Below are 21,605 nucleotides of genomic sequence, written 5' to 3'. Positions count from 1 at the left end.
CCGACGTGAGCCACGCTCTCGCACCGCTCCCGCGCAAGGCCGCCGCGCTCGCGCCGGTCCTGCCCCTGGTGGCGGTGCTCGCCCTGCTGGCGCTGCCGCCGGCCGGGCACGGCGCGGGACCCGCCGACCTGGCCTCCGGCCTGGTGGTGGGGTACTGCGTGATCCGTCTGCTGCGGGACGGCCGGCGCCCGTTGCCGCCCGCCGCGGCCCTGGTGCTGGGCCTGCCGGTCGTGGGCATCGCGCTCGCCGCGCTGGGGGCGTCCTCGCCCGCGGCCGGGCTGGCCGGCATGGGCCGCTACCTGCAGGTCTTCGTACTGGTCCCGGCCGCGGTGCTGCTGCTGCTCCGGGACCGCCGCGACTTCCTGGTGCTGGCCTGGACGTTCGTGGGGCTCGCCCTGTGCGAGGGCGCCGTCGGCGTCCACCAGTACGTCACCCGGACCGGCGCCTCCTACCAGGGCGAGGACATCCGGGCCGTCGGCACCTTCGGGGCCGAGGACGTGATGGGCATGGCGTCCGTGGTGTCCCTCGGTCTGGTGTGCGCCACCGGGATCGCGCTGGGCCGGGCACCGGCGTGGCAGCGCGCGGCCGCCACGGGCTGCGCGCTCACGCTGCTCGCGCCGCTCGCGCTGTCCTTCAGCCGGGGCGCCTGGATCGCGACCGTCCTGACGTGCGGCGCGCAGCTCGCGCTGGCCGGGCTGCGCCGCACCCTGAAGGTGGCCGCCGCCCTGGCCGCCGCGGGGGTCGTCCTGGTGGGCGGGGTCGGCGTCGGCACCGCGCAGCTCCAGGAGCGGATCGACAGCATCGCCCAGGTCACCGACGCCCCCGACCAGTCGGTCGTCGACCGGTACACCCTGTGGTCGTCGGCCACCGGCATGTGGCGCGACCACCCGCTGACCGGCGTGGGCCTGAAGAACTTCCCCGAGTACCGCGACGGGCACGCCACGCTGGCCCTGTCGTCGGGCAGCGACGTCGAGGGCGCCGGCGCGGAGTACCGGAAGCAGGCGCTGCTGTCGCCGCACAACATGTACCTGCTGGTGCTGAGCGAGCAGGGGTTGATCGGACTGCTCACCCTCGGCGGGAGCTGGCTGGCGCTGCTGGTGTGCGGGACGCGCCGGCTGCTGCGCGCCCGCCGCGGCGGGCCGGGGCTCGACTGCGCGCTGACCGCCTGCGGCCTGCTGCTCTGGGTGCTCACCGACTTCCTGTACGGCGACATCGGCGGCCCCTCGACCCTGGTGACCGCCATGGCCCTGGGGCTCGCGGCCTGGTGGGCGCTGGCCGACGGCGAGCGGCGGGACGCCCTGCCGCACGCCGGGGCGCGGGACCGCGTCGAGGAGGCAGTGGCCCGATGACCGTGGTGCCCTCCCAGATTCCCGAACCCGGGACCGACGAGGCGGCGCCCGTGCCCGCGGCACGTACGGCCGCCCCGGCACCGACCGGCCCCGAACAGGCCTCGCCCTCCCGGAAGTTCCTCGCCCGGGCGGCGCTCGTCACGGCGGCGCTGTCCATCGCCGGCTCCCTGCTGGGCCTGGTGCGCGACCAGTCGCTGGCCCGGCTGTTCGGCGCCGGCAGCGACACGGACGCCTTCCTCGTCGCGTGGACCGTGCCGGAGCTGGCCGCCACGCTGCTGATCGAGGACGGGCTGGCGCTGGTGCTGATCCCCGCGTTCAGCCTGGCGCTGGCCCGCCGCGCCCGGGGGGCCGCCGGGGACCCGGTCCGGGCCCTGGTCGCGGCCACCCTGCCGAGGCTGTGCCTGGCCCTCGCGGCGGTGGCGGCACTGGTCGCCGGTGCGGCTCCCCTCCTGGTCCGGGCCCTGGCGCCCGGCCTGCCCGATCCCGGTCTCGCCGTCGACTGCACCCGGCTGACGGCGATCAGCCTGCTGGCCTTCGGGCTCGCCGGGTACTGCAGCGCCGCGCTGCGGGCCCACCGCCGCTTCCTCGCGCCCGCGGCGATCTACGTCGCCTACAACACCGGGATCATCGCCGCGATGTTCCTGCTGGGCGGCCGGTGGGGCGTGCGTTCCGCGGCGGCCGGCGTCGCGGTGGGCGGATGCCTGATGGTGGCGGTGCAGCTGCCGTCGCTGTGGCGGCAGCTGACGTCCCGCGCGCCGGCGTCGCACGGGCCCGGGACCGGGGGGGTGGAGGCCGAGGAGCGGCCGATGCGCTTCACCCTGGTCGCCGCCGTACTGCTGTTCGCCCTGTGCCGTCAGTCGCAGGTCCTCGTCGAGCGCTTCCTCGCCTCCTCGCTGCCCGCCGGGGCCATCTCGCACCTGAACTACGCGCAGAAGGTGGCCCAGATCCCGATGACGCTGTCGCTGATGGTGTGCACGGTCACCTTTCCCGTGGTGGCGCGGGCCCTCGCGGACGGCGACACCGAACGCGCCCGCAGCCGGGTCCAGCGGGACCTCGTACTGGCCTCCTGCGTGGTGCTGATGGGCATGTGCGCGGTGATCGCCTGCGCCCCGCAGATGATCGGACTGCTCTTCCAGCGGGGCGCCTTCACCACGGGCGACACCGTCGCGACGGCGGACGTCATGCGCGTGTACGCCCTGGGCCTGCTCGGCCAGACCCTGGTGGGCTCCCTGATCCGCTCCTACTTCTCGGCGGGCCGGCCCAGCTGGTACCCCGTCGGCGTGATGGCCGCGGGGATCGGCGTGACATCCCTGATCGGCGCCGCGACGGTGGGCCACTGGGGGGTGGCGGGGATCGCCGCCGCCAACGCCTTCGGCATCACCGTCACGGCCGGGCTGCTGCTGGCCGGGCTGCGTGCGGGCCGGCGCGGCAGCCCGCACGGGGTCACGATCCGCGTCCGGCACGTCCTGGGCGAGCTGAGCGGGCTCGTGCTCGCGGCGGCCGCCGCCACCGTCGCCGGGGCGTTCGCCGCGAGCCGGTTCGGGTCCCCGGCGGCGGGCCTCGCGGCCGGCTGCCTGGCCGTGACCGCCGTCTTCGTCCCGCTCGCCTGGGCCTCGGGCGCCCTTGGTTTCCCATCCGCACTGCGTTCCGTACGCACCGTCACACGAAGGCTCACCCATGGCCGCTTCCGTTGATTCCGTCCAGACCGCCGGGCCCCTCGCACCGCGCCCGGGCCCGCTGCCCTGGGTGGCGATGTACCACTCGGTCGGCGACTGCTCGGACGATCCGTACCGCATCACGGTCACTCCCGGGCGACTCGGCAAGCAGCTGGCCTGGCTGCGCCGCCGGGGGCTGCGGGGCGTGTCCGTGGCCGACCTGCTCGCCGCCCGCGCCCGCGGCGAGGGGCGGGGCCTGGTCGGGCTCACCTTCGACGACGGGTACGCCGACTTCGTCACCGCCGCCCTGCCGCTGCTGCGCCGGTGGAACTGCGGCGCCACCCTGTTCGTGCTGCCCGGACGGCTCGGCGGCGACAACGCCTGGGATCCGCTCGGCCCGCGCAAGCCGCTGCTGACCGCGGACGGCATCCGGCAGGCGGCCGCGGAGGGCGTGGAGATCGGCTCGCACGGGCTGACCCATGTCGACCTCACCCGCGCGGACGACCTGGCCCTGAAGACCGAGGTGGTCGAGAGCCGGGAGCGGCTGGCGGAGCTGACCGGCGTCCGGCCCGACGGCTTCTGCTACCCGTACGGCACGGTGGACGCCCGCGCCGTCGAGGCCGTGCGCGCGGCCGGATACGCCTACGCGTGTGCCATCGACCCCGGCCCGCTGACCGGTCCGCACGCCCTGCCCCGCGTCCACGTCGGCCAGAACGACACGGCCTGGCGGCTGTACCTCAAGCACCGGCTGCACCGGCTGCGGCGGCGCCCCGTGGAAGGCCTGTGAGATGAGGGCCCTGCACATCATCACCGGCCTCGGCGTCGGCGGGGCCGAGCAGCAACTGCGCCTGCTGCTGCGCCATCTGCCCGTCGAGTGCGACGTCGTCACGCTCACCAACCCCGGTCCGGTCGCCGAGGGCCTCACCGCCGACGGGGTCCGCGTCGTCCATCTGGGCATGGCCGGCAACCGCGACCTGACGGCGCTGCCCCGGCTCGTCCGGCTGATCCGCGCCGGCGGCTACGACCTGGTCCACACCCACCTCTACCGGGCCTGCGTCTACGGCCGGCTCGCCGCGCGCGTCGCCGGGGTCCGCGCCGTCGTCGCCACCGAGCACTCCCTGGGCGACTCGCAGATGGAGGGCCGCAGGCTCACCGCCGGGGTCCGCGCGCTGTACCTCGCCAGTGAGCGGCTCGGCTCCACGACGGTCGCCGTCTCCTCGGCGGTGGCCCACCGGCTGAGGCACTGGGGCGTTCCGGCGCCCCGCATCGAGGTCGTCCCGAACGGCATCGAACTGGACCGTTTCCGCTTCGACCCCGAACGGCGGGCGCGCTCGCGCCGGCGACTCGGGCTGCCGCAGGACGCGTTCGTCGTCGGCGGCGTCGGCCGGCTCACCCGGGGCAAGCGGTTCGACGTCCTCGTCCACGCGCTCACCCGGCTGCCGGAGGACCACTGGCTGCTGCTGGTGGGGGGCGGTCCCGAGGAGCACGTGCTGCGTCGCACGGCGCACGAGGCCGGTGTGTCCGGCCGTGTCCTGTTCACCGGCGAACGCCCCTACGTCCCCGACGGCTCCCCGGGTCCCGACCTGCCGTCGCTCACCTCCGCGATGGACCTGTTCGCTTCGCCGTCGGAGGACGAGGCCTTCGGGCTGGCGGCGGTGGAGGCGCTGGCGGCGGGGCTGCCCGTGCTCTACGCCTCCTGCCCGGCGATCGAGGACCTGCCCCCGTCGGCGACCGCGGGCGCCCGGCGGGTGCGCGGCGGCCCCGACGCGTACGCCCGCGCCATCGCCGAGGTGAGCGCGGCGGGCACCGGGCCCCGCACGGTTCCGGACGTCGCGCACCGCTACTGCATCACCCGCAGCACGGCCCGCCTCGTCGACGTCTACGCGGCGGCGGTCTCCCGTTCGCCGTCGTCCCTCTCACCCCTCGGAGCAATCTCCTCATGACCGACACTCCGACCCGCCGGCACGCCCTGTCCGCGGTTCGTGTCAGGAAGCTGCCGCGCTGGTCCGTGCTCGTGGCGGGCGCTCTCGCCGGCGGCCTGCTCGGCGGCGGCTACGGCCTCTTCACGCCGGACACCTACACGGCCACCAGCTACGTCGTCGCCGTGCCGACGGCGAAGTCGACCCCGGAGGCCGCCCGCGGTTTCGCGCAGGCGTACGGCCGCGTGGCGACCCAGCTCGCGGTGCTGGGGGACGCGCAGGTGTGGGCGGGCGTACCGGTGCGCACGCTGCAGGACCAGGTGCGCACGGCGACCTCGCCCGACGCGCCGATGGTCGCCGTCACGGCCACCTCCTCGCGGCCGGGTCTCGCCGTCGACATGGCCAACGCGGTCACCCGCGCGCTGACGCAGCACGCGGACCACTCCAAGAACAACACCCAGGTCCGGCTGGTGCAGTTCTCCCGTGCGGTGAGGCCGAGCGGCCCGTCGTCCGCGTCGACGGCGGTGACCACCGCGGTGGGCGCGAGCGCGGGCGGGCTGCTGGGCGGCCTGGCCCTGCTGGCACGGCCGAGGCGCACCCGCCGGGAGGAGGACGCCGCGCCCGTCCCGTCGGTGCCCGGCCCGGCCACGGCCGCCGACGTGCACGGACAGCGGTGACGGCGGGGGGCCCGGCCGGGCCCGTCGCCGGGGAGCGGGTGTCCGCCGCCCCGTCCGGGGACGGGGCGGCGGGAGCGCTAGTCGGCGGGCGACCACCACTCGAAGCGGAGGCAGAGCTTGCCCCCGAGCCAGTACTCCACCCAGCTGCCCAGGTCCAGCGGCGAGCATCCCTCCGGGGGCCGCGGCACGGTGGGCTCGGTAGGTGTGGGCGCGGTGGGCGTCGGTGCGGTGGGAGTGGGAGTGGGAGTGGGTGCGGTGGGCGTCGTCCCGTCGGCGAGCCGGGAGACGACGGAACGGTAGACGCGGGACGCGTCCGGGTTGGCCCCGCACTGCCACACGCCGTGCGGGCAGTAGTCGGTCAGCGTGTTGTACAGCGGTTTGTGCTCGGCGATCCACGCCAGCATGCGCCGCATGTACTCGGGGTTGTCGCCGTTGCGGAAGAGCCCCCACTCGGGGAAGGAGATGGGCTTGCCGTGGGCCTTGGCGAAGTCCACGTGCGCCTGGAGCCCGTACGGCTCCTTCACCTGCTGGTCGAAGGACATCCCGGACGGCTGGTCGTAGGAGTCCATGCCGATGACGTCGACCGTGTCGTCGCCCGGGTAGCACTCGGTCCACGGGAGGGCGTCCCGGCCGCGGCTCGGCGTGAAGTCGAACCGGAACTTCTGGCCCGGCACCGCGCGCATGGTGGTGACGATCCTGTTCCAGTACTTCTTCCAGGCCGCCGGGTCCGGCCCGCACCGGTGGGTGTACGTGACGCCGTTCATCTCCCAGCCGAGCACCAGGACCGTGTCCGGCACCTTCAGCCGGACCAGCCGCTCGGCCAGGGTCCGGAAGTGGTGGTCGAACTCGCCGGCCGCGCCCCGTCGCAGGAGCTGCCGGACCTCCCGGTCGGAGACGCCCTCCTCGTTGCGCTCCTGGAGGGGCACGTTCAGGACGAGCATCCGGTCGTCCTTCGCGTTGCGCCAGTGCGCCCAGGGTTCGAGGAAGCGGACGTCCCCCTCGATGTCCTGCCAGCGGTTGCCCGGCAGGTAGGTGTGGCCGACCCGGAGCTCGGCGCCGCCGAGCCAGCGGCTGAGCTGCGCCATGCGGGCCACGCCACGGGCGTCGGAGGCGAGGAAGGCGCCGAAGGCCGGTGCCTGCGGCCGGGGTGCCGGGGCGGACGCCGAGGGAGTGGCGGCCGGGGACGTGGCCGACGGCGTCGCCGACGGCACGGGACCGGCCGGGCGCGGACCGGCGGACACCGCGGGGGCCGGCGACGGAACGGGTGGCTCGGTGTCTCGCACCACTCCCACCCCCACCGCGGGCCCGGACGCCAGGACGACCGACGCGGCCACCGTCACCGCGCCCACGACCAGCCTGCCGAAGCGGATCCGCTCGTGCTGTGGAGCCATGCCTGCTCCTTTCTTCGCTCTCGTCCGACCTCTGCCGCTGCTCTCGCTATTGACGAACAGTCATATGAATTCAGACACAGGACATTCCGGGACGCCACTGCCTTGAGGCTTTCGAGTGCCGAACTCGCCCGTGCGGGTGAAACGAAATCAAAAGAAGGAGAAATCGCGTGTCGTTGCTCGACACCCGCGTCCCCGCGGTGATTCTGCGGATCGACCCGAATCCCTTTCACCACGGAACCCTGGGTGCCGTGCGTTCCCTCGGCCGGGCCGGCGTGGCGGTCCATGTCGTCGCCGACTCGGCCGGAAGTCCCGTACGGAAGTCGCGTTACGTACGGCGGATGCATCCCCCGCCGCTGCCGGGAGCGTCCGCGGACGACATCCTCGGCGTGCTGCGCCGGGTGGCCGACGAGATCACGGCCCCGGCCGTCCTGGTCCCGATGGACGACGCGAGCGCGATCGCCGTGGCCCGGATGCGGGACGCCCTCGCCCCCTCGTACCTGCTGCCCGCGGTGCCGGGCACGCTGGCCGAACGCGTCGCCGACAAGGCGGAGCTGGCCGGCGTGTGCGCCGCCGCCGGCGTTCCGCACCCCGTGACGCTGGTCCCGGACAGCGCGGCGGAGGCCGCCGACGCCGTGCGGCGGCTCGGCGAACCGGTGGTGGCGAAGTGGAGCCGCCCCTGGCTGCTGCCGGCCGGAAGCGGGCTGCGCAGCACCCAGCTGGTCCGGTCCGCGGCGGGGGCACGGGAGCTGTACCTGCGCACCGGGGAGGCGGGCAGCCCGCTGCTGCTCCAGGCCTACCTGCCGCCGGGGCCCGGCCGGGACTGGTTCTTCCACGGCTACGCCGACGGCTCGGGCGCCCTGCGCGCGGGCGGACCGGGCACCAAGCACCTGGCCTGGCCGCGCGGGGCGGGCCTGACCGCGGTGGGGCGCTGGACCCCCAACCCGCAGGTGCGGGAGCTGGCCGAGCGTCTCACCGGCGAGCTGGGCTACCGCGGCATCCTCGACCTCGACTTCCGCCGCTGCGGCACGACGGGCCGCTATCACCTGCTCGACTTCAACCCGCGCCCCGGCGCCCAGTTCAGGCTCTTCGCGGACAGCGCGGGACTGGACGTCGTACGGGCCCTGCACCTGGACCTGACGGGCCGCCCGCTCCCGGACGGGGCGCCGCTGGCCGGGCGTTCCTTCGTGGTGGAGAACTACGCCCCGCTCACCGCGCTGCGCCCGGCCCCGGACGGTCGCGAACTGGCCTGGTACGCCGCGGACGACCCCGGCCCCGGATGGGCGATGTGGGCCCTGTGGGGCCGGCACGTCTCCGGCCGGCTGCGTCAGCGGCTGCGCCCGGCGGCGCCGGCCCGGACGGCACCGGCGGCACACCTGATCCCCAGGGCGGCCCCGGCCCCCCTGACCGACAACGAGAAAGCGAGCAAGTGATGATGTACGACCTTCTGGTGGTGGGCGCGGGTCCGTACGGACTGTCCATCGCGTCCCACGCCGCGGCCGCCGGGCTGAACCTGCGGGTGCTCGGCCGTCCCATGGCGTCCTGGCGGGACCACATGCCCGGCGGCATGTTCCTGAAGTCGGAGCCCTGGGCGTCCAACCTGTCCGACCCGCACGGACGCTGGCGCCTGGACGCGTACTGCGCGGAGAAGGGCCTGACGGCGCGTCACGCCCAGCCGATCCCGGTGGAGGAGTTCGCGTCGTACGGCCTGTGGTTCGCGCGTCACGCGGTGCCGGAGGTGGACGAGCGCATGGTGGCCCGGGTGGCGTCCGGCCCCGGCGGCTTCACCGCGGTCACCGAGGACGGCGAGATGCTGCACGCGCGGACGGTGGCCATGGCGGTGGGAGTGATGCCGTTCATCGAGGTACCGCCCGCGCTGCGCGGACTGCACCCGTCGCTGGTGACGCACAGCAGCCACCACAGCGACCTCTCCCCGTTCCGCGGCAAGGACGTGACGGTGATCGGCGGCGGCCAGGCCGCCCTGGAGACCGCGGCGCTGCTCGCCGAGCAGGGCACCCGGGTGCGGGTGCTGGCGCGGGCGGAGCGGGTGCGGTGGAACGACGTGCCGCCGCCCTGGGAGCGCCCCTGGACGCAGACGGTCCGTTCGCCGCACAGCGGGCTCGGCCCCGGCTGGCGGAACTGGTTCTACTCCGAGCGCCCCGGCGTCTTCCGGCGGCTGCCGGAGTCGACCCGGACCCGGATCGCGGCCACGGCACTGGGGCCGGCGGGCGCCTGGTGGGTGCGGGACCGGGTGGAGCGCGCGGTGGAGCTGATGCCGGGCCACGAGGTCACCGCGGCCTGCGCGGTGCCGGGCGGTGTACGGCTGGACACGGTGAGCCGCGAGGGCACCGTGCGCACCCTGGAGACCGAGCACGTCATCGCCGCCACGGGGTTCAAGCCGCGCTGCGACCGGATGGGGATGCTCGCCGCCGACCTGGGCGGCACGCTGGCGGTGCTGCCCGACGGTTCTCCGGCGACCGGCAGGGAGTTCGAGTCGTCGCACCCGGGCCTGTTCATGGCGGGCCTGGTGACGGCGTCCGGTTTCGGCCCGGCCATGCGCTTCGTCCACGGCGCGACGTTCACCGCGAAGACCCTCGTCCAGGGGGTGCGCCGCCGGCTCAGGTCGACCCCGCTCCACGGAACGGTCCCCGTCCCGGGAGTGGCCGGGCGGAGCGCGTCGCCGTCACCGGTGAGTCACTGAGGGGCGGCGCCCCCGGCCACGGGCCGCTGCCGCGAGGCGGGCCGGCGGCGGCCCGCCCGGGTGCCGTCGGCCCGATCGCGTCGGCACATCACGACGCCCCCGGACCGGCCGGCCACCTGAGGGGGTGGCCCGGCTCGGTCCGGGGGCGTTGTGCCGCGTACGGGAGCGGGTGCCGGACGGGTCGCGTCCGGCACCCGGCAGTGGCTAGCGCCGCGAAGCGAGGCGGCCGCGGCGGTACAGCATCGCCCCGCCCACGAGCAGCGCGCCACCGGCGACGGAGGCCGCCAGCATGCCCTCGCTGCCGGTCTCGGCCATCTGCGGCGTCTCGCCGGGCTGCTCGACACCGACCGAAGGCGGCGTCTCGACCTCGCGCACGGGGGGAGCCGTGCTGGGGGCCGGCGGCTTGACGGAGGTCGCCGGAGGCGTCTCGTCCTCGGTGCCGTAGCCGGGCGGCGTCCAGTCGACGGTCTCGGCGCACGCGTTGCCGTACGTGTCGTTGAGCGCCGCGAGCGCGTTGACGTTGATGCCGCACAGGTTGACCGGCGCGTGGATCGGCGCCTGGATGTTGTTCCCGGCCAGCAGACCGTAGGAGTCCTCGGTGTGCCCGACGGCCCGCGCGCCGTCGGCGGAGCCGTACGAGGAGTGGGACGACCGGTCCTCGTGCGAACCGTTGTCGCACCCGTTGCCGTACGTCTCGTTGAGCGCCGCGAGCACGTTGACGGTGTTGCCGCACACGTTCACCGGCGCGTGGATCGGCGCCTGGATGTTGTTCCCGGACGCGATCCCGGAAGCGTCCTCGGTGCGCCCCTCGGCCCGGGCACCGGCGGAGGAGCCGGACCGGTCCTTGCGCGAGCCGTTGTCGCACGTGTTGCCGTGGGTGTCGTTGAGCGCCGCGAGCACACCGATGGTGTTGCCGCACACGTTCACCGGCACGTCGATGGGCGCCTGAACGTTGTTACCGGCCAGCAGACCGGAAGCGTCGTCGGTGGCTCCCACCGCGATGCTGTCGGCCAGTGCCGGGGTGCCGGACAGGGACAGAATGCCCGTGGCGGCGGCCGCCGCGAACACTCCCCTGCTCAGGGTCTGTCGCAATGTGGTGATCTTCCTGCTTGAAGTACTGCGCGAATTCCTGCGGGAAAGGCCCGTGTACCGCGGTATGGAGCAGGCGACGGCCTCGGTGCCCATTGCCTTGCCGGGCACCGCGCGTTCCTTTCTCGTGGCGTCGCATGCCTACTTCTTCATCAACCCGGCGCGTGGGAATCGGTTGCGCAGGTTCACCCGGTTGGACCGCACAGCGAGCGGAAAGGGCCGGAAAAGGACGGGCGGCAGGTGTCCGCTCAGGACACCACGTCCTTGCGGGCGAATCCCCGGAAGGCCAGCGCGAACAGGACGAGCGCGAACGTCACGGAGACCGCGGTGCCCTGGATCATGCCGGACCACTCGGGGTGCGGCTGGACGACGTCCGCCCAGGCGAACTGCCAGTGGGCGGGCAGGAAGTCGCGCCAGTGGCCGAGGGCGGTCACGGCGTCCAGGACGTTGCCGACGATGGTGAGGCCCACCGCGCCGCCGACCGCGCCGAGCGGGGCGTCGGTCCGGGTGGACAGCCAGAACGCCAGGCCGGCCGTGACCAGTTGGGACACGAAGATGTACGCCACGGCCACCACGAGCCGCAACGCCGCCGTCCCCGGGGCGAGCGAGCCGCCCGTCGGGATCGCCAGCGGCCCCCAGCCGTAGGCGACCGTGCCCACGGCGAGCGCGACCAGCGGCAGCAGCACCATCGCGGCGAGGCTGAGCCCCAGGCCGACGGCGAGCTTGGAAGCGAGCAGCCGGGCGCGCGGCACCGGCGCGGCGAGCAGGTAGCGCAGGGAGGACCAGCTCGCCTCCGAGGCCACGGTGTCCCCGCAGAACAGGGCGACGGGGACGACCAGCAGGAAGCCGGCCGACACGAACAGGTTGACCGCGGCGAAGTTGGCGCCGGAGGCGGTGGCCGTGTCCATCAGGGTGATGCGGTCGCCGGGGCCGTCCGGCTCGCCGCCGATCGCGAAGGCGACGACCAGGACGAACGGCAGGACGGCGAGGATCGCGCCCATGACCAGGGTGCGGCGCCGCCTGAGCTGGCGCACCAGCTCCACCCGCAGGGGCAGCGTGCGGCCGGGCCGGTAGCCGTAGGCGGACTCGGCCGGCCCGGCGGGCTGCCGGGTCCGCTCGGTGAGCGTGCTCATGCGGAACCTCCGATCAGGGTGAGGAAGGCGTCCTCCAGCCGGCGGTGCGGGCCGACCGAGGCCACCGGCACCTCCAGCCGGACCAGTTCGGCGACGAGGCGGGTCGCCGTGCCGTCGGTGCCGAGGCGGACCAGGAGGCCGTCGTCGGTGTGCACGACCGAGGCCACGCCCGGCAGCGCGGCGACCTTCTCCACGACCGGTTCCTCCACGGGGACGTCGGTGCCGACCAGGAGGGTGTCGCCGGAGCCGATGATCTCGGCGACCGGGCCCGCCTGGACCAGGCGCCCGCGGTCCATGACCACGAGGTGGGTGCAGGACTGCTCGACCTCGGCGAGCAGGTGGCTGGAGACGATCACCGTGCGCCCGGCCGCCGCGTACCGGATCATCACCTCGCGCATCTCGCGGATCTGGGGCGGGTCGAGGCCGTTGGTCGGCTCGTCGAGGATGAGCAGGTCGGGCAGGCCCAGCATGGCCTGGGCGATGGCGAGGCGCTGGCGCATGCCCTGCGAGTAGGTGCGCACCGCGCGGGCCAGCGCGTCGCCGAGGCCGGCGATCTCCAGGGCCTCGTCCAGGTGGGCGTTCCCGGGCGGGCGGCCGGTGGCCCGCCAGTACAGCTCCAGGTTCTCCCGGCCGGACAGGTGCGGCAGGAAGCCGGCGCCCTCGACGAAGGCGCCGACCCGGGAGAGCACGGGGGCGCCCGGCCGGATCGCGTGGCCGAAGACGCGGATCTCGCCGTCGTCCGGCGTGATCAGGCCCATCAGCATGCGCAGGGTGGTCGTCTTGCCGGCGCCGTTGGGGCCGAGCAGGCCGAGGACCTGCCCCTTCTCGACGCGGAACGACAGCTCCCGTACCGCGTACCGGTCGGTGGCACCGGCGTAGCGCTTGGTCAGGCCGGTGATGCGGAGCGGGACGTCGGCGAGCGCGGGGTCCGGGGTGGGCGGGGCGGTGCGGCGGCGGCCGGTGAGCAGCAGGGCCAGGGCGGCGGCGAGGCCGGCGAGCGGCAGCCACCACACCCAGGCGGGCAGCGGGGCGGCGGCCGTGGTGACGCCGGGCGCCGTCGGCACCGCGAGACCGCCGGTGAGGGAGACCGTGTACGTCGCCGGGGCGGCCGGGGAGGCGTAGCCGAGGTCGGTGGAGGCGATGACCAGGCGCAGCCGGTGGCCCTTCTGGACCTCGTGGTCGATCGCCGGGAGGGTGAGGGTGACGTCCTTGCCGGCCTTCGCGCCCTCGACGCGGACCGGGGTGACCAGTTGGGCGGGGAGCACGGGGGCGCCGCCGGGGCCGACGTCGTACACCTTGGCGAAGAGGACGGCGTCGTCGGAGGTGGAGCGGACCCGGACGGTCGCCGTCGGGGAGCCGGTGACGCGCAGGTCCTCGGAGAGCGGGGCGGACTGGAAGGCGGCGTACTGGCCGGGGAAGTCCAGGGACACCCCGACGCCGAGCGAGGAGAGCTGGGCGAGCCCGCCGGAGCCGCCGATGCCGGGGAGGGCGGAGACGGCGGGCGGGTTCGCGCCGGCCGGGTTGGCGAAGCGCTGCTCGCGTCCGGCCAGGGGCACGGACTCGGGGCCGCCGCCCAGGCCCGGGTACCGGTCCGCGCTCGCACCGCGCAACTGGGCCCGTCCGTCGGTCGAGTCGACTCCGCCGGTGCGGGTGACCCGGAAGGCGGGGCCGGTGGCGGCGCCGTCGTCGTCCTTCAGGTAGCGGTCGAACCAGGAGTGCACGCGGGCGCGGACGCGGTCGGTCTCCATGTCGCCGCCGTCGTGGCCGCCCGCGATCCAGTCGACGTCGACGGGCGCGCCGTTCGCGCGGATGGCCCGGGCCGCGGCGTCGGCCTGGCCGAGCGGGAAGAGGGAGTCGGTCTGGCCCTGCGTCAGCAGGGTGGGGACCCGGATGCGGTCGCCCACGGCCTGCGGGCTCCGTTCGCCGAGCAGCTTCACGGCCGCCTGGTCCGGGACCCCGGATTCGGCGACCCGCTGGTACATGCGGCAGAGGGCGTCCTCGAAACGGTCGCAGCCGCCGCCGGTGTTGACGAAGATGCCCGCCCACAGCTTCTTGAAGACGCCGTTCGGGAACAGCGCGTCCGCGAGGTTCCAGTAGGTGACGGCCGGGGCGATGGCGTCCACCCGGTCGTCGTGGCCGGCCGCGAGCAGCGCGACGGCGCCGCCGTAGGAGGCGCCGGCCATGCCCACGCGCGGGTCACCGGCGCCGTCGAGCCGCACCTGTGGCTGCTCGGCCAGCCAGTCGATCAGCCGGGAGACGTCGGCGACCTCACCGTCGGGGTCGTTCAGCCCGATCCTCCCCGTGGACCTGCCGAAGCCGCGTGCCGACCAGGTCAGCACCGCGTACCCGTCCCTGGCGAGGCTCTCCGCCTGTTCCCGCAGGTCCGCCTTGCTGCCGCCGAAACCGTGCGCGAGCAGGACGGCGGGCCGGCGGCCGGCGGGGCCGGCGGTGAAGTAGGAGGTGTCCAGGCGCACCCCGTCGCCCACGGACATGATCCGGTCGGTGCGCCGCACCGGGGGCGGGTCGTCGGAGGCGGCCGCCGCCCACGTCCCCGCACCGGCGAGCACGACGACGGCGGCCGCGGCGGAGAGCGTCCGCCGCGGCCGCCGTAGCAGCCCCCGCATGCGGGGCAGTCGAAGATCCATGCGTCAACGGTACGGGCCACCGCCCGCACCGGGGGCCCTCCGGGGGCTGAACCGGTGCCCCTCCCACGGGCGTACGGGGCCCCGTCGCCCTACCGCGGACGCTGTACGGACGGCGGGGCGGGTCCGGCTCACGCGCGGGCGGGCTCCTGGGCGTCCCGGGTGTCCTGGGCGTCCTCCGGCAGCGTCACCAGCCAGCGGGTGTCGCGGCGCGGGCGCAGGTACAGGACCCAGTACAGGGTGGCGACGGCGGTGATGCCGCCGGTCCACAGCAGGTAGCCCGTCTCCTGCTGGGTCAGGATGTAGGCGAGGACCACGATCAGCAGGACGGGCACGGCGGGCCACAGGGGCATGCGCCAGGCGTGGGTGTGCCGGTGGGAGCCGCGCCGGCACAGCAGGGCGGCGATCGCGACCAGCAGGTACATGCCGGTGACGGAGACGCCGGTGACGCCGTACAGGGTGTCGAGGTTGACGAAGCAGAGCACCGCGCCGGGTACGCCGACCGCGAGGGTGGAGACCCAGGGCGAGCCGAACCGGCCGAGCCTGGCGAAGAGGCCGTTCACCGGACCGGGCCACGCCTTGTCGCGGGCGGAGGCGAACAGCACGCGCGAGTTCTGGATGACCATCACGATGCCGGCGTTGATGATGGCGAGGGCCACGCAGAGGCTGACGAAGGTGCCGACGGCGGAGTTGGACCAGGCGGTGACCATGGAGCCGATGTCGCCGCCGGTCAGTTCGGTCAGGTCCGAGGCGCCGAAGGTGATGGCGGTGACCGGCACCAGGATGATCACCGTGGAGATGGCGAGGGTGGCGAGCACCGTGCGGGCGACGTTGCGACGCGGGTTCTCCAGCTCCTCGGAGAGGTAGACGGCGGTGGAGAAGCCCTGCGTGATGAAGAGGGCGATGGCGAGTCCGGAGACGACCAGCATGGCCGTCACGGTGTCGGCGTGGCCGTCGGCGCCGGCCACCTCCATCGAGACGAGGCTGCCGGGGCCGCGCTCGCCGTGGGCGAAGCCCAGCACCGCGACGACGGCCGCGGCGATGACCTCGAGGACCAGGAAGACGCCGGTGATCCAGGCGTTGGCGCGCAGGTCGAGGAGGCCGGCCAGGGTGGCGAGCACCATGACACCGGCGCCGGCGACCGACGGGTCGAGGTGCACGATCGGTTCGAGGTAGTCGGCCGTGCCCATGGCGATGACCGGCGGGACGATCATGACGACGAGCAGGGACAGCACGAAGACCAGCCAGCCGGCCAGCCGCCCGGCCATGGTCGACACCATGGCGTACTCGCCGCCCGCGCTGGGGATGAGGGTGCCCAGCTCGGAGTAGCAGAACGCCACGGCGATACAGAGCAGGGAGCCGATGGCGATCGTCAGGGCGGTGGCGGTGCCGAGCGAGCCGAACAGGTCGGGCACGACCACGAACAGCGTGGAGGCGGGGGTCACGCACGACAGCGTCAGAAGAGTGCCGCCGACCACCCCGATGGAACGCTTGAGCGTCCGGGCCTCCGGGTGGTCCGGCCGGTCCGGTGGCGCTGCTTCGACGGTCTGGGCGGGGCGGAGCGTGTCGGTCATGGAGCGGTTCCGATCGACTCGTGCTGTCTGTTTCGGGCGGGAGCGCTATCGCCTCCGGCGGCTTGGTCGTACGTGGTTCTCGTCCGCTCCCGGCGCACGATAGAACCCCGACGAAAACCAGCACGTCAATGGGTGTTTACCTACGAAATCCGTTGCCGGAAGTCGACGGATCAACGGGAAAGCGCATCAGGGGCCGTCCACTGCGGCCCGTTGAGCGTGCGGGAACCGTAGCCGGGGCGGTGAAAAAACGTGCGGCCTTCCGGTATCCGGACGCTGTCGGCGGTGCCCGGTAGAGTCCTCCGCACAGGTGAATCACAGGATCACGGCAACGGGTGGGGACTCATGAAGCTCAAGTACGCGGCCGTCTGGGTGGGGCTGACAGCGGCTACGATCGTGGCGACGTCGGCGTGCGGTTCGGAGGGCGCCAAGTCCGCCGCCGAGACCGCGGACAAGGCGGCGACGAAGGCCGTGGACAAGGCGGACACGATCATGGCGGCCCTCACCCGGGCCACCGACCGCACCGAGGAGCTGGGCTCCGCCGAGGTCAGGACGACGACCGACCTCGGCACGGGCAAGCCCGTCGCCATGGACGGCACGTACTCCTGGGGCGACGGCTACGCGCTCGACGTCGAGATGGACACCGAGGCCGCGCAGATGCAGTCGCTCACGGACTCCCCGACGGTGCGCACGCTGTTCGTGGACGGCGCGTACTACTACGACATCGACCCGCAGCCCGCCGGCCCGCTCGCGGGCAAGGAGTGGATGAAGATCGACGGGTCGGCCGTCTTCGGCGAGTCGGGTGCCGCCGCGTTCAACGGGGGCGGCGGGGGCGGCAGCCCGGCGGACTCCATGAAGGGCCTCAAGTACGCGAGCGACGTCGACGACCTCGGCACGGAGAACGTCAACGGCAAGTCCACCACCCACTACCGGGCCGTCCTCGACGAGAAGGACCTGGGCAAGTTCCAGGAGGCCATCGGCGGCGAGGACAGCCTGCTCAACTCCGGCGCGGGCAGCGGCTCGATCACCATGGACATCTGGGTGGGCGACAAGGACCTGCCGGTGCGCCTGAAGCAGAAGTTCGGCGCCATGACCGTCACCATGGACTTCGACAGGTTCGGTGCCACCAAGGAGATCGTGGCCCCGCCCGCCGACCAGACGGGCGACCTGACCGACGAGGTGAAGGCCCAGCAGCAGGGCTGAGCCGGTACGCACGGGCACGACGGTGCCCCGTCCCGCACGGGTGGGACGGGGCACCGCGCGTTGTCCGGGCTTCGCCTCAGTGGTTGCGGGGGAAGCCCAGGTCCACGCCCGCCGGGGCGTCGGACGGGTCCGGCCAGCGGGTGGTGACGACCTTGCCGCGGGTGTAGAAGTGCGTGCCGTCGTTGCCGTAGATGTGGTGGTCGCCGAAGAGCGAGTCCTTCCAGCCGCCGAAGGAGTGGTAGCCGACGGGGACCGGGATCGGGACGTTCACGCCGACCATGCCGGCCTCGATCTCCAGCTGGAAGCGGCGGGCCGCGCCGCCGTCCCGGGTGAAGATCGCGGTGCCGTTGCCGAACGGCGAGGCGTTGATGAGGGCCACGCCCTCCTCGTACGTCTCGGCGCGCAGCACGCACAGGACGGGGCCGAAGATCTCGTCCTGGTAGGCCTTCGCCGTGGTCGGCACCCGGTCCAGCAGGGAGATGCCGATCCAGTGGCCGTCCTCGTGGCCGTCGACGGTGTGGCCGGTGCCGTCGAGGACGACCTCGCAGCCCTCGGCCGCCGCGCCCTCGACGTAGGAGGCGACCTTGTCGCGGTGCGCCCTGGTGATGAGGGGGCCCATCTCGGACGCCGGGTCGTCGCCCGGGCCGATCTTGATCTTCTCGGCGCGCTCGCGGATCTTCTCCACCAGCTCGTCGCCGATCGCGCCGACCGCGACGACCGCGGAGATCGCCATGCAGCGCTCGCCCGCCGAGCCGTAGGCCGCGCTCACCGCGGCGTCCGCCGCCGCGTCCAGGTCGGCGTCCGGCAGCACCAGCATGTGGTTCTTGGCGCCGCCCAGCGCCTGGACGCGCTTGCCGTTGGCCGAGGCGGTGGCGTGGATGTAGCGGGCGATGGGGGTGGAGCCGACGAAGGAGACCGCCTTGACGTCCGGGTGCTCCAGCAGGCGGTCCACGGCCACCTTGTCACCGTGGACGACGTTGAAGACGCCGTCGGGCAGTCCGGCCTCGGAGAGCAGCTCGGCGATCCGCACGGCCGCCGACGGGTCCTTCTCGCTCGGCTTGAGCACGAACGTGTTGCCGCAGGCGATGGCGATGGGGAACATCCACATCGGCACCATCGCCGGGAAGTTGAACGGCGTGATGCCCGCGACGACGCCGAGCGGCTGGCGGATCGAGGCCACGTCGACGCGGGTGGCGACCTGCGTCGACAGTTCGCCCTTGAGCTGCACGCTGATGCCGCACGCCAGGTCGACGATCTCCAGACCGCGGGCGACCTCGCCGAGGGCGTCGGAGTGCACCTTGCCGTGCTCGGCGGTGATCAGGGCGGCGATCTCGTCGCGGTGCGCGTCCAGCAGCGCCCGGAACGCGAAGAGGATCGAGGTCCGCTGCGCCAGCGAGGACTGCCCCCAGGTCAGGTACGCCTCCTTGGCGGCGGCGACCGCGGCGTCCACCTCGTCCACCGAGGCGAAGGCCACCTTGGTCGTGACCTCACCGGTAGCCGGGTTCGTCACCGGCCCGTACGTGCCCGAGGCGCCTTCGGCGGACTTGCCGCCGATCCAGTGGTTGACGATGTTCGTCATGACCGAGAACTCCTTCACAGTTGGCGGCGACGGGTCGTAGCGTGCCGTGCGTCCAGCTCACGGGCCGCGGCCGGCGACGGTCGGGTCGCGGTCGGGGCCATGGGTCCATCTCAGCAGCCGGGGCGCCCGGCGCGCGCCCGACACTGTGTATGCGGTTTCGGTCCCGGCGTAGACACGTGGGGCAGTACGGCGGAACCTCCGGCGCGGGGCCGAGGCGGGCGGGGAGTCGTCGCTCGCCCTTCGCTCCTGCCAGGGCGAAGCGGCCTTCCCGCGCCGGAGGCGTTTCGTGGGAGGAGGCGGCGGCGCCGGGAGCGCCGTCCCGCCCTGGTGCCCGGGTCCGGCGCCATCGCGTTCCCCTCCGTACCCGGCCTTGGGTCCTCCCCGGTTTCTAGCCCCGCGCACGGAGCCTGTCAATGTTTTGTCCGGACATTCGGACGACATACCCCGGCCGGCGGGTCGGCAGGCCCGGTCCGGGCGGCGCCGCCGTGCCGGAAGTCAACCCTCCACGCCCCGGCCGCGGGGTACGCCTGTGTGGCACTTGTGTCACAAACGCCGCGTCCGTGTCACGGGTGTCACGAGCACGCGGGCCTTCCGTCACACCCGCGAACGGGGCCGGTCCACCCGGGCCGGGGCGTCGTTCACCCGGAACAGGCTTGGTGATCGCCAGCGCAGCGCCCGGCTCCCCCCGGCGGCCGTCCCCGGTCGCCGCCGCGGTGCGCGCGGGGAGGTGCGTTCGTGACCGACCGAAGGCTCTGGTCCTACAAGGACATCGCGGCCCACATCCGGGTGCAGCCGGACACCGTGCGGTCCTACCGCAAGCACGGTCTGCTGCCCCCGCCCGACCACGTGGAGGGCGGAAAGCCCTACTGGTACGCCGACACGGTCCGGGCCTGGGTGGCGTCCCGGCCCCGCAACCGGGGGCGGTAGGGCGGGAAAAGCGTTCTGTGCCCCACGGTCCCGTGGGGCACAGTGCCGTCCATGGACTTCTCCGTGAAACCGGTCCTGACCGGCGACAGGACCGTGCTGCGCCCCTTCACCGAGGCCGACGCCGAGCCCATGTGGGAGATCATCAACGATCCCGAGGTCGTCCGCTTCACCTTCCCGCCGGGCAGCGCCCTCACGCCGGAGCGGCTGCGCGCCTGGTACGGCTCGCGAGCCGACCCCCACGACCGGCTCGACCTCGCCGTCACCGACCCCGCCGACGGCGAGCTCCTCGGCGAGGTGGTGCTGTACGAGTGGGACCCCGCCCAGCGCTCCTGCACCTTCCGCACGCTCGTCGGGCCGCGGGGGCGCGGCCGGGGCATCGGCACCGAGGCGACCCGGCTGATCGTCGGGTACGGCTTCGAACGGCTCGGCCTGCACCGGGTCCAGCTCGAGGTGTACGGCACCAACCGGCGGGCCCGGCGGGTCTACGAGAAGGTTGGTTTCGTGGTGGAGGGGGTGCGCCGGGAGGCGGCGTGGCGCGACGGGGAGTGGGTGGACGAGGTGCTGATGGCCGTCCTCGACCACGAGTGGGCCGTCCACCGCGGGCACCCCGGGGCGGCGGGCGTCAGGGCTCGATGACCGTCACTCCCGCGCCGGGTGCCGTCCCCATCGCCTCCAGGGCGGCCGGTACGGCGTCCAGCCCGATGGTGGAGGTCACCAGCAGGTCGGGGCGGAGCACGCCCGCGCGGACCAGCTCCAGCATCGGCGGGTAGGTGTGCGCGGCCATGCCGTGACTGCCGAGCAGCTCCAGTTCGAGGGCGACGGCACGCGCCATCGGGACCGGTGTGGTGCCGGTCGGCGAGGGCAGCAGGCCGACCTGGACGTGGCGGCCGCGGCGGCGCAGGCCGTTCACGGACGCCGCGCAGGTGACGGGCGAGCCGAGCGCGTCGAGGGAGAGGTGGGCGCCGCCTCCGGTGAGGTCGCGTACGGCCGCCGCCGTGTCCCCGGTCCGGCCGGCGTCCACGCACGCGGCCGCGCCGAAGGTCCGCGCCAGCTCCAGGGCGCGGGGCGAGACGTCGACGGCGACCACCCGCGCGCCGCAGGCGGCGGCAATCATCACCGCCGACAGGCCCACCCCGCCGCAGCCGTGCACCGCGACCCACTCCCCCGCCGCGACCCGGCCCCGCTGCACCACGGCGCGGAACGCGGTGGCGAACCGGCAGCCGAGGGAGGCGGCGGTCGCGAAGGACATGTCCTCGGGGACGGCGACGAGGTTGACGTCGGCGTGGTCGAGCGCCACGTACCGGGCGAAGGAGCCCCAGTGGGTGAAGCCGGGCTGGGTCTGCCGTTCGCACACCTGCTGGTCGCCGGCCGCGCAGGCGGCGCAGCTTCCGCAGGCGCACACGAAGGGCACGGTGACCCGGTCGCCGGGCCGCCAGCCGGTCACCCGCTCGCCGGCCGCCTCGACGACTCCGGCGAGTTCGTGTCCGGGTACGTGCGGCAGCGTGATGTCCGGGTCGTGGCCCTGCCAGCCGTGCCAGTCGCTGCGGCACAGCCCGGTGGCCTCGACGCGGACCACCACGCCGTGCGGCGCGGGCCGCGGGTCGTCCACCTCCCGCACCTCGGCGGGCTCCCCGAACTTCTCGAACACGACCGCGCGCATCCGCTCTCCTCACTTCCGTGTACGGCAATCCCGCTGCCGCACGGAGGCTGAACGGTATTCATACCCCCTAGGGGTACAGTGGGAGTTGCGTGGTCCGACGCTGGACCACGGT

General features: G+C 74.1%; 17 protein-coding genes and 1 pseudogene. 10 read left to right on the top strand and 8 right to left on the bottom strand.

All coding sequences use genetic code 11. The annotated features are described in order from the left end of the window. The first annotated feature begins 5 nt into the window (after positions 1–5). From ACFWJB_RS04220 to ACFWJB_RS04200, 5 genes are read left to right on the top strand one after another with little or no spacing between them, the layout of a single operon-like run. Entirely contained in the window at positions 6–1,349 is a 1,344-nt protein-coding gene (locus ACFWJB_RS04220; RefSeq protein WP_385460095.1) for an O-antigen ligase family protein, read from the top strand. Continuing rightward, a complete protein-coding gene (locus ACFWJB_RS04215) occupies positions 1,346–3,043 on the top strand; it encodes a lipid II flippase MurJ (protein WP_385460097.1) in 1,698 nt (565 codons plus the stop codon). The genes ACFWJB_RS04220 and ACFWJB_RS04215 overlap by 4 nt, the downstream gene beginning before the upstream one ends. Further along, entirely contained in the window at positions 3,027–3,791 is a 765-nt protein-coding gene (locus ACFWJB_RS04210) for a polysaccharide deacetylase family protein (RefSeq protein WP_385460099.1), read from the top strand. Before ACFWJB_RS04215 ends, ACFWJB_RS04210 begins: the two co-directional genes overlap by 17 nt. Before the next feature lies 1 nt (position 3,792). Beyond that, positions 3,793–4,947: a glycosyltransferase gene (locus ACFWJB_RS04205; protein ID WP_385460101.1), complete on the top strand. Its 1,155-nt coding sequence runs from the start codon at positions 3,793–3,795 to the stop codon at positions 4,945–4,947. Next, positions 4,944–5,600, top strand: coding sequence for a lipopolysaccharide biosynthesis protein (locus ACFWJB_RS04200; RefSeq protein ID WP_385460103.1), 657 nt, complete (start codon positions 4,944–4,946; stop codon positions 5,598–5,600). Before ACFWJB_RS04205 ends, ACFWJB_RS04200 begins: the two co-directional genes overlap by 4 nt. 77 nt (positions 5,601–5,677) lie before the next feature. Here ACFWJB_RS04200 and ACFWJB_RS04195 read toward each other — a convergent pair whose 3' ends face one another. Beyond that, positions 5,678–6,991 carry a glycoside hydrolase family 26 protein gene (locus ACFWJB_RS04195; RefSeq protein WP_386920140.1) on the bottom strand — a complete coding sequence of 438 codons (1,314 nt, stop codon included), beginning with the start codon at positions 6,989–6,991 and terminating at the stop codon, positions 5,678–5,680. Positions 6,992–7,158: 167 nt separating this feature from the next. Between ACFWJB_RS04195 and ACFWJB_RS04190 the strand changes: the two genes are divergently transcribed. Together ACFWJB_RS04190 and ACFWJB_RS04185 are read left to right on the top strand one after the other, a co-directional pair. After that, positions 7,159–8,421, top strand: coding sequence for an ATP-grasp domain-containing protein (locus ACFWJB_RS04190; RefSeq protein ID WP_386920138.1), 1,263 nt, complete (start codon positions 7,159–7,161; stop codon positions 8,419–8,421). A 2-nt stretch (positions 8,422–8,423) separates the two neighbouring features. Further along, positions 8,424–9,689, top strand: a complete 1,266-nt coding sequence (locus tag ACFWJB_RS04185) for an NAD(P)-binding domain-containing protein (protein WP_386920271.1) — start codon at positions 8,424–8,426, stop codon at positions 9,687–9,689. A gap of 204 nt (positions 9,690–9,893) precedes the next feature. On the opposite strand, the gene ACFWJB_RS04180 is transcribed toward ACFWJB_RS04185, so the two are convergent. From ACFWJB_RS04180 to ACFWJB_RS04165, 4 genes are all read right to left on the bottom strand, one after another. Further along, complete coding sequence (locus ACFWJB_RS04180) at positions 9,894–10,781, bottom strand: chaplin family protein (protein WP_385465893.1); 888 nt, start codon at positions 10,779–10,781, stop codon at positions 9,894–9,896. A gap of 245 nt (positions 10,782–11,026) precedes the next feature. Then, the gene (locus tag ACFWJB_RS04175) at positions 11,027–11,911 is read right to left on the bottom strand and encodes an ABC transporter permease (protein ID WP_386920136.1); all 885 of its coding nucleotides are present in this window, start codon (positions 11,909–11,911) and stop codon (positions 11,027–11,029) included. Then, the gene (locus ACFWJB_RS04170; RefSeq protein ID WP_386920134.1) at positions 11,908–14,556 is read right to left on the bottom strand and encodes a CocE/NonD family hydrolase; all 2,649 of its coding nucleotides are present in this window, start codon (positions 14,554–14,556) and stop codon (positions 11,908–11,910) included. Before ACFWJB_RS04170 ends, ACFWJB_RS04175 begins: the two co-directional genes overlap by 4 nt. A gap of 128 nt (positions 14,557–14,684) precedes the next feature. Beyond that, on the bottom strand, positions 14,685–16,127 hold the full coding sequence (locus ACFWJB_RS04165; RefSeq protein WP_385465884.1) for an APC family permease: 1,443 nt from the start codon (positions 16,125–16,127) through the stop codon (positions 14,685–14,687). 342 nt (positions 16,128–16,469) lie between these two features. On the opposite strand from ACFWJB_RS04165, the gene ACFWJB_RS04160 reads away from it, so the two are divergent. Beyond that, positions 16,470–17,327 (top strand): hypothetical protein, encoded by an 858-nt coding sequence (locus ACFWJB_RS04160; protein WP_386920132.1) that lies wholly within the window; start codon positions 16,470–16,472, stop codon positions 17,325–17,327. Positions 17,328–17,403: 76 nt separating this feature from the next. Here ACFWJB_RS04160 and mmsA read toward each other — a convergent pair whose 3' ends face one another. Further along, positions 17,404–18,906, bottom strand: coding sequence for a CoA-acylating methylmalonate-semialdehyde dehydrogenase (gene mmsA, locus ACFWJB_RS04155; RefSeq protein ID WP_386920130.1), 1,503 nt, complete (start codon positions 18,904–18,906; stop codon positions 17,404–17,406). A gap of 154 nt (positions 18,907–19,060) precedes the next feature. Further along, positions 19,061–19,187 (bottom strand): annotated as a pseudogene (locus ACFWJB_RS04150) (5-deoxy-glucuronate isomerase); the annotation flags it as partial. A 454-nt stretch (positions 19,188–19,641) separates the two neighbouring features. Between ACFWJB_RS04150 and ACFWJB_RS04145 the strand changes: the two are divergent. Both ACFWJB_RS04145 and ACFWJB_RS04140 read left to right on the top strand, forming a co-directional pair. After that, positions 19,642–19,833, top strand: a complete 192-nt coding sequence (locus ACFWJB_RS04145; RefSeq protein WP_077801771.1) for an AlpA family transcriptional regulator — start codon at positions 19,642–19,644, stop codon at positions 19,831–19,833. Between the two features lie 51 nt (positions 19,834–19,884). Beyond that, positions 19,885–20,469, top strand: a complete 585-nt coding sequence (locus ACFWJB_RS04140; protein WP_386920128.1) for a GNAT family N-acetyltransferase — start codon at positions 19,885–19,887, stop codon at positions 20,467–20,469. On the opposite strand, the gene ACFWJB_RS04135 is transcribed toward ACFWJB_RS04140, so the two are convergent. Beyond that, the gene (locus tag ACFWJB_RS04135) at positions 20,456–21,493 is read right to left on the bottom strand and encodes a zinc-dependent alcohol dehydrogenase family protein (RefSeq protein ID WP_385465871.1); all 1,038 of its coding nucleotides are present in this window, start codon (positions 21,491–21,493) and stop codon (positions 20,456–20,458) included. The genes ACFWJB_RS04140 and ACFWJB_RS04135 overlap by 14 nt on opposite strands. Positions 21,494–21,605: the final 112 nt, after the last annotated feature.

Source organism: Streptomyces sp. NPDC127100 (assembly GCF_042724095.1).
GTDB lineage: Bacteria > Actinomycetota > Actinomycetes > Streptomycetales > Streptomycetaceae > Streptomyces.
The sequence above is the reverse complement of the archived record's forward strand: the minus strand, read 5'-3'. Positions and strand labels throughout refer to the sequence as shown.

Bases quoted from the DNA above. Each gene is read 5' to 3' on its own strand.
- ACFWJB_RS04210 (WP_385460099.1), top strand. From the start codon at position 3,027: ATGGCCGCTTCCGTTGATTCCGTCCAGACCGCCGGGCCCCTCGCACCG.
- ACFWJB_RS04195 (WP_386920140.1), bottom strand. From the start codon at position 6,991: ATGGCTCCACAGCACGAGCGGATCCGCTTCGGCAGGCTGGTCGTGGGC.
- ACFWJB_RS04165 (WP_385465884.1), bottom strand. From the start codon at position 16,127: ATGACCGACACGCTCCGCCCCGCCCAGACCGTCGAAGCAGCGCCACCG.
- ACFWJB_RS04185 (WP_386920271.1), top strand. From the start codon at position 8,424: ATGTACGACCTTCTGGTGGTGGGCGCGGGTCCGTACGGACTGTCCATC.
- ACFWJB_RS04205 (WP_385460101.1), top strand. From the start codon at position 3,793: ATGAGGGCCCTGCACATCATCACCGGCCTCGGCGTCGGCGGGGCCGAG.
- ACFWJB_RS04135 (WP_385465871.1), bottom strand. From the start codon at position 21,493: ATGCGCGCGGTCGTGTTCGAGAAGTTCGGGGAGCCCGCCGAGGTGCGG.
- ACFWJB_RS04200 (WP_385460103.1), top strand. From the start codon at position 4,944: ATGACCGACACTCCGACCCGCCGGCACGCCCTGTCCGCGGTTCGTGTC.
- ACFWJB_RS04175 (WP_386920136.1), bottom strand. From the start codon at position 11,911: ATGAGCACGCTCACCGAGCGGACCCGGCAGCCCGCCGGGCCGGCCGAG.
- ACFWJB_RS04160 (WP_386920132.1), top strand. From the start codon at position 16,470: ATGAAGCTCAAGTACGCGGCCGTCTGGGTGGGGCTGACAGCGGCTACG.
- mmsA (WP_386920130.1), bottom strand. From the start codon at position 18,906: ATGACGAACATCGTCAACCACTGGATCGGCGGCAAGTCCGCCGAAGGC.
- ACFWJB_RS04170 (WP_386920134.1), bottom strand. From the start codon at position 14,556: ATGGATCTTCGACTGCCCCGCATGCGGGGGCTGCTACGGCGGCCGCGG.
- ACFWJB_RS04140 (WP_386920128.1), top strand. From the start codon at position 19,885: ATGGACTTCTCCGTGAAACCGGTCCTGACCGGCGACAGGACCGTGCTG.
- ACFWJB_RS04215 (WP_385460097.1), top strand. From the start codon at position 1,346: ATGACCGTGGTGCCCTCCCAGATTCCCGAACCCGGGACCGACGAGGCG.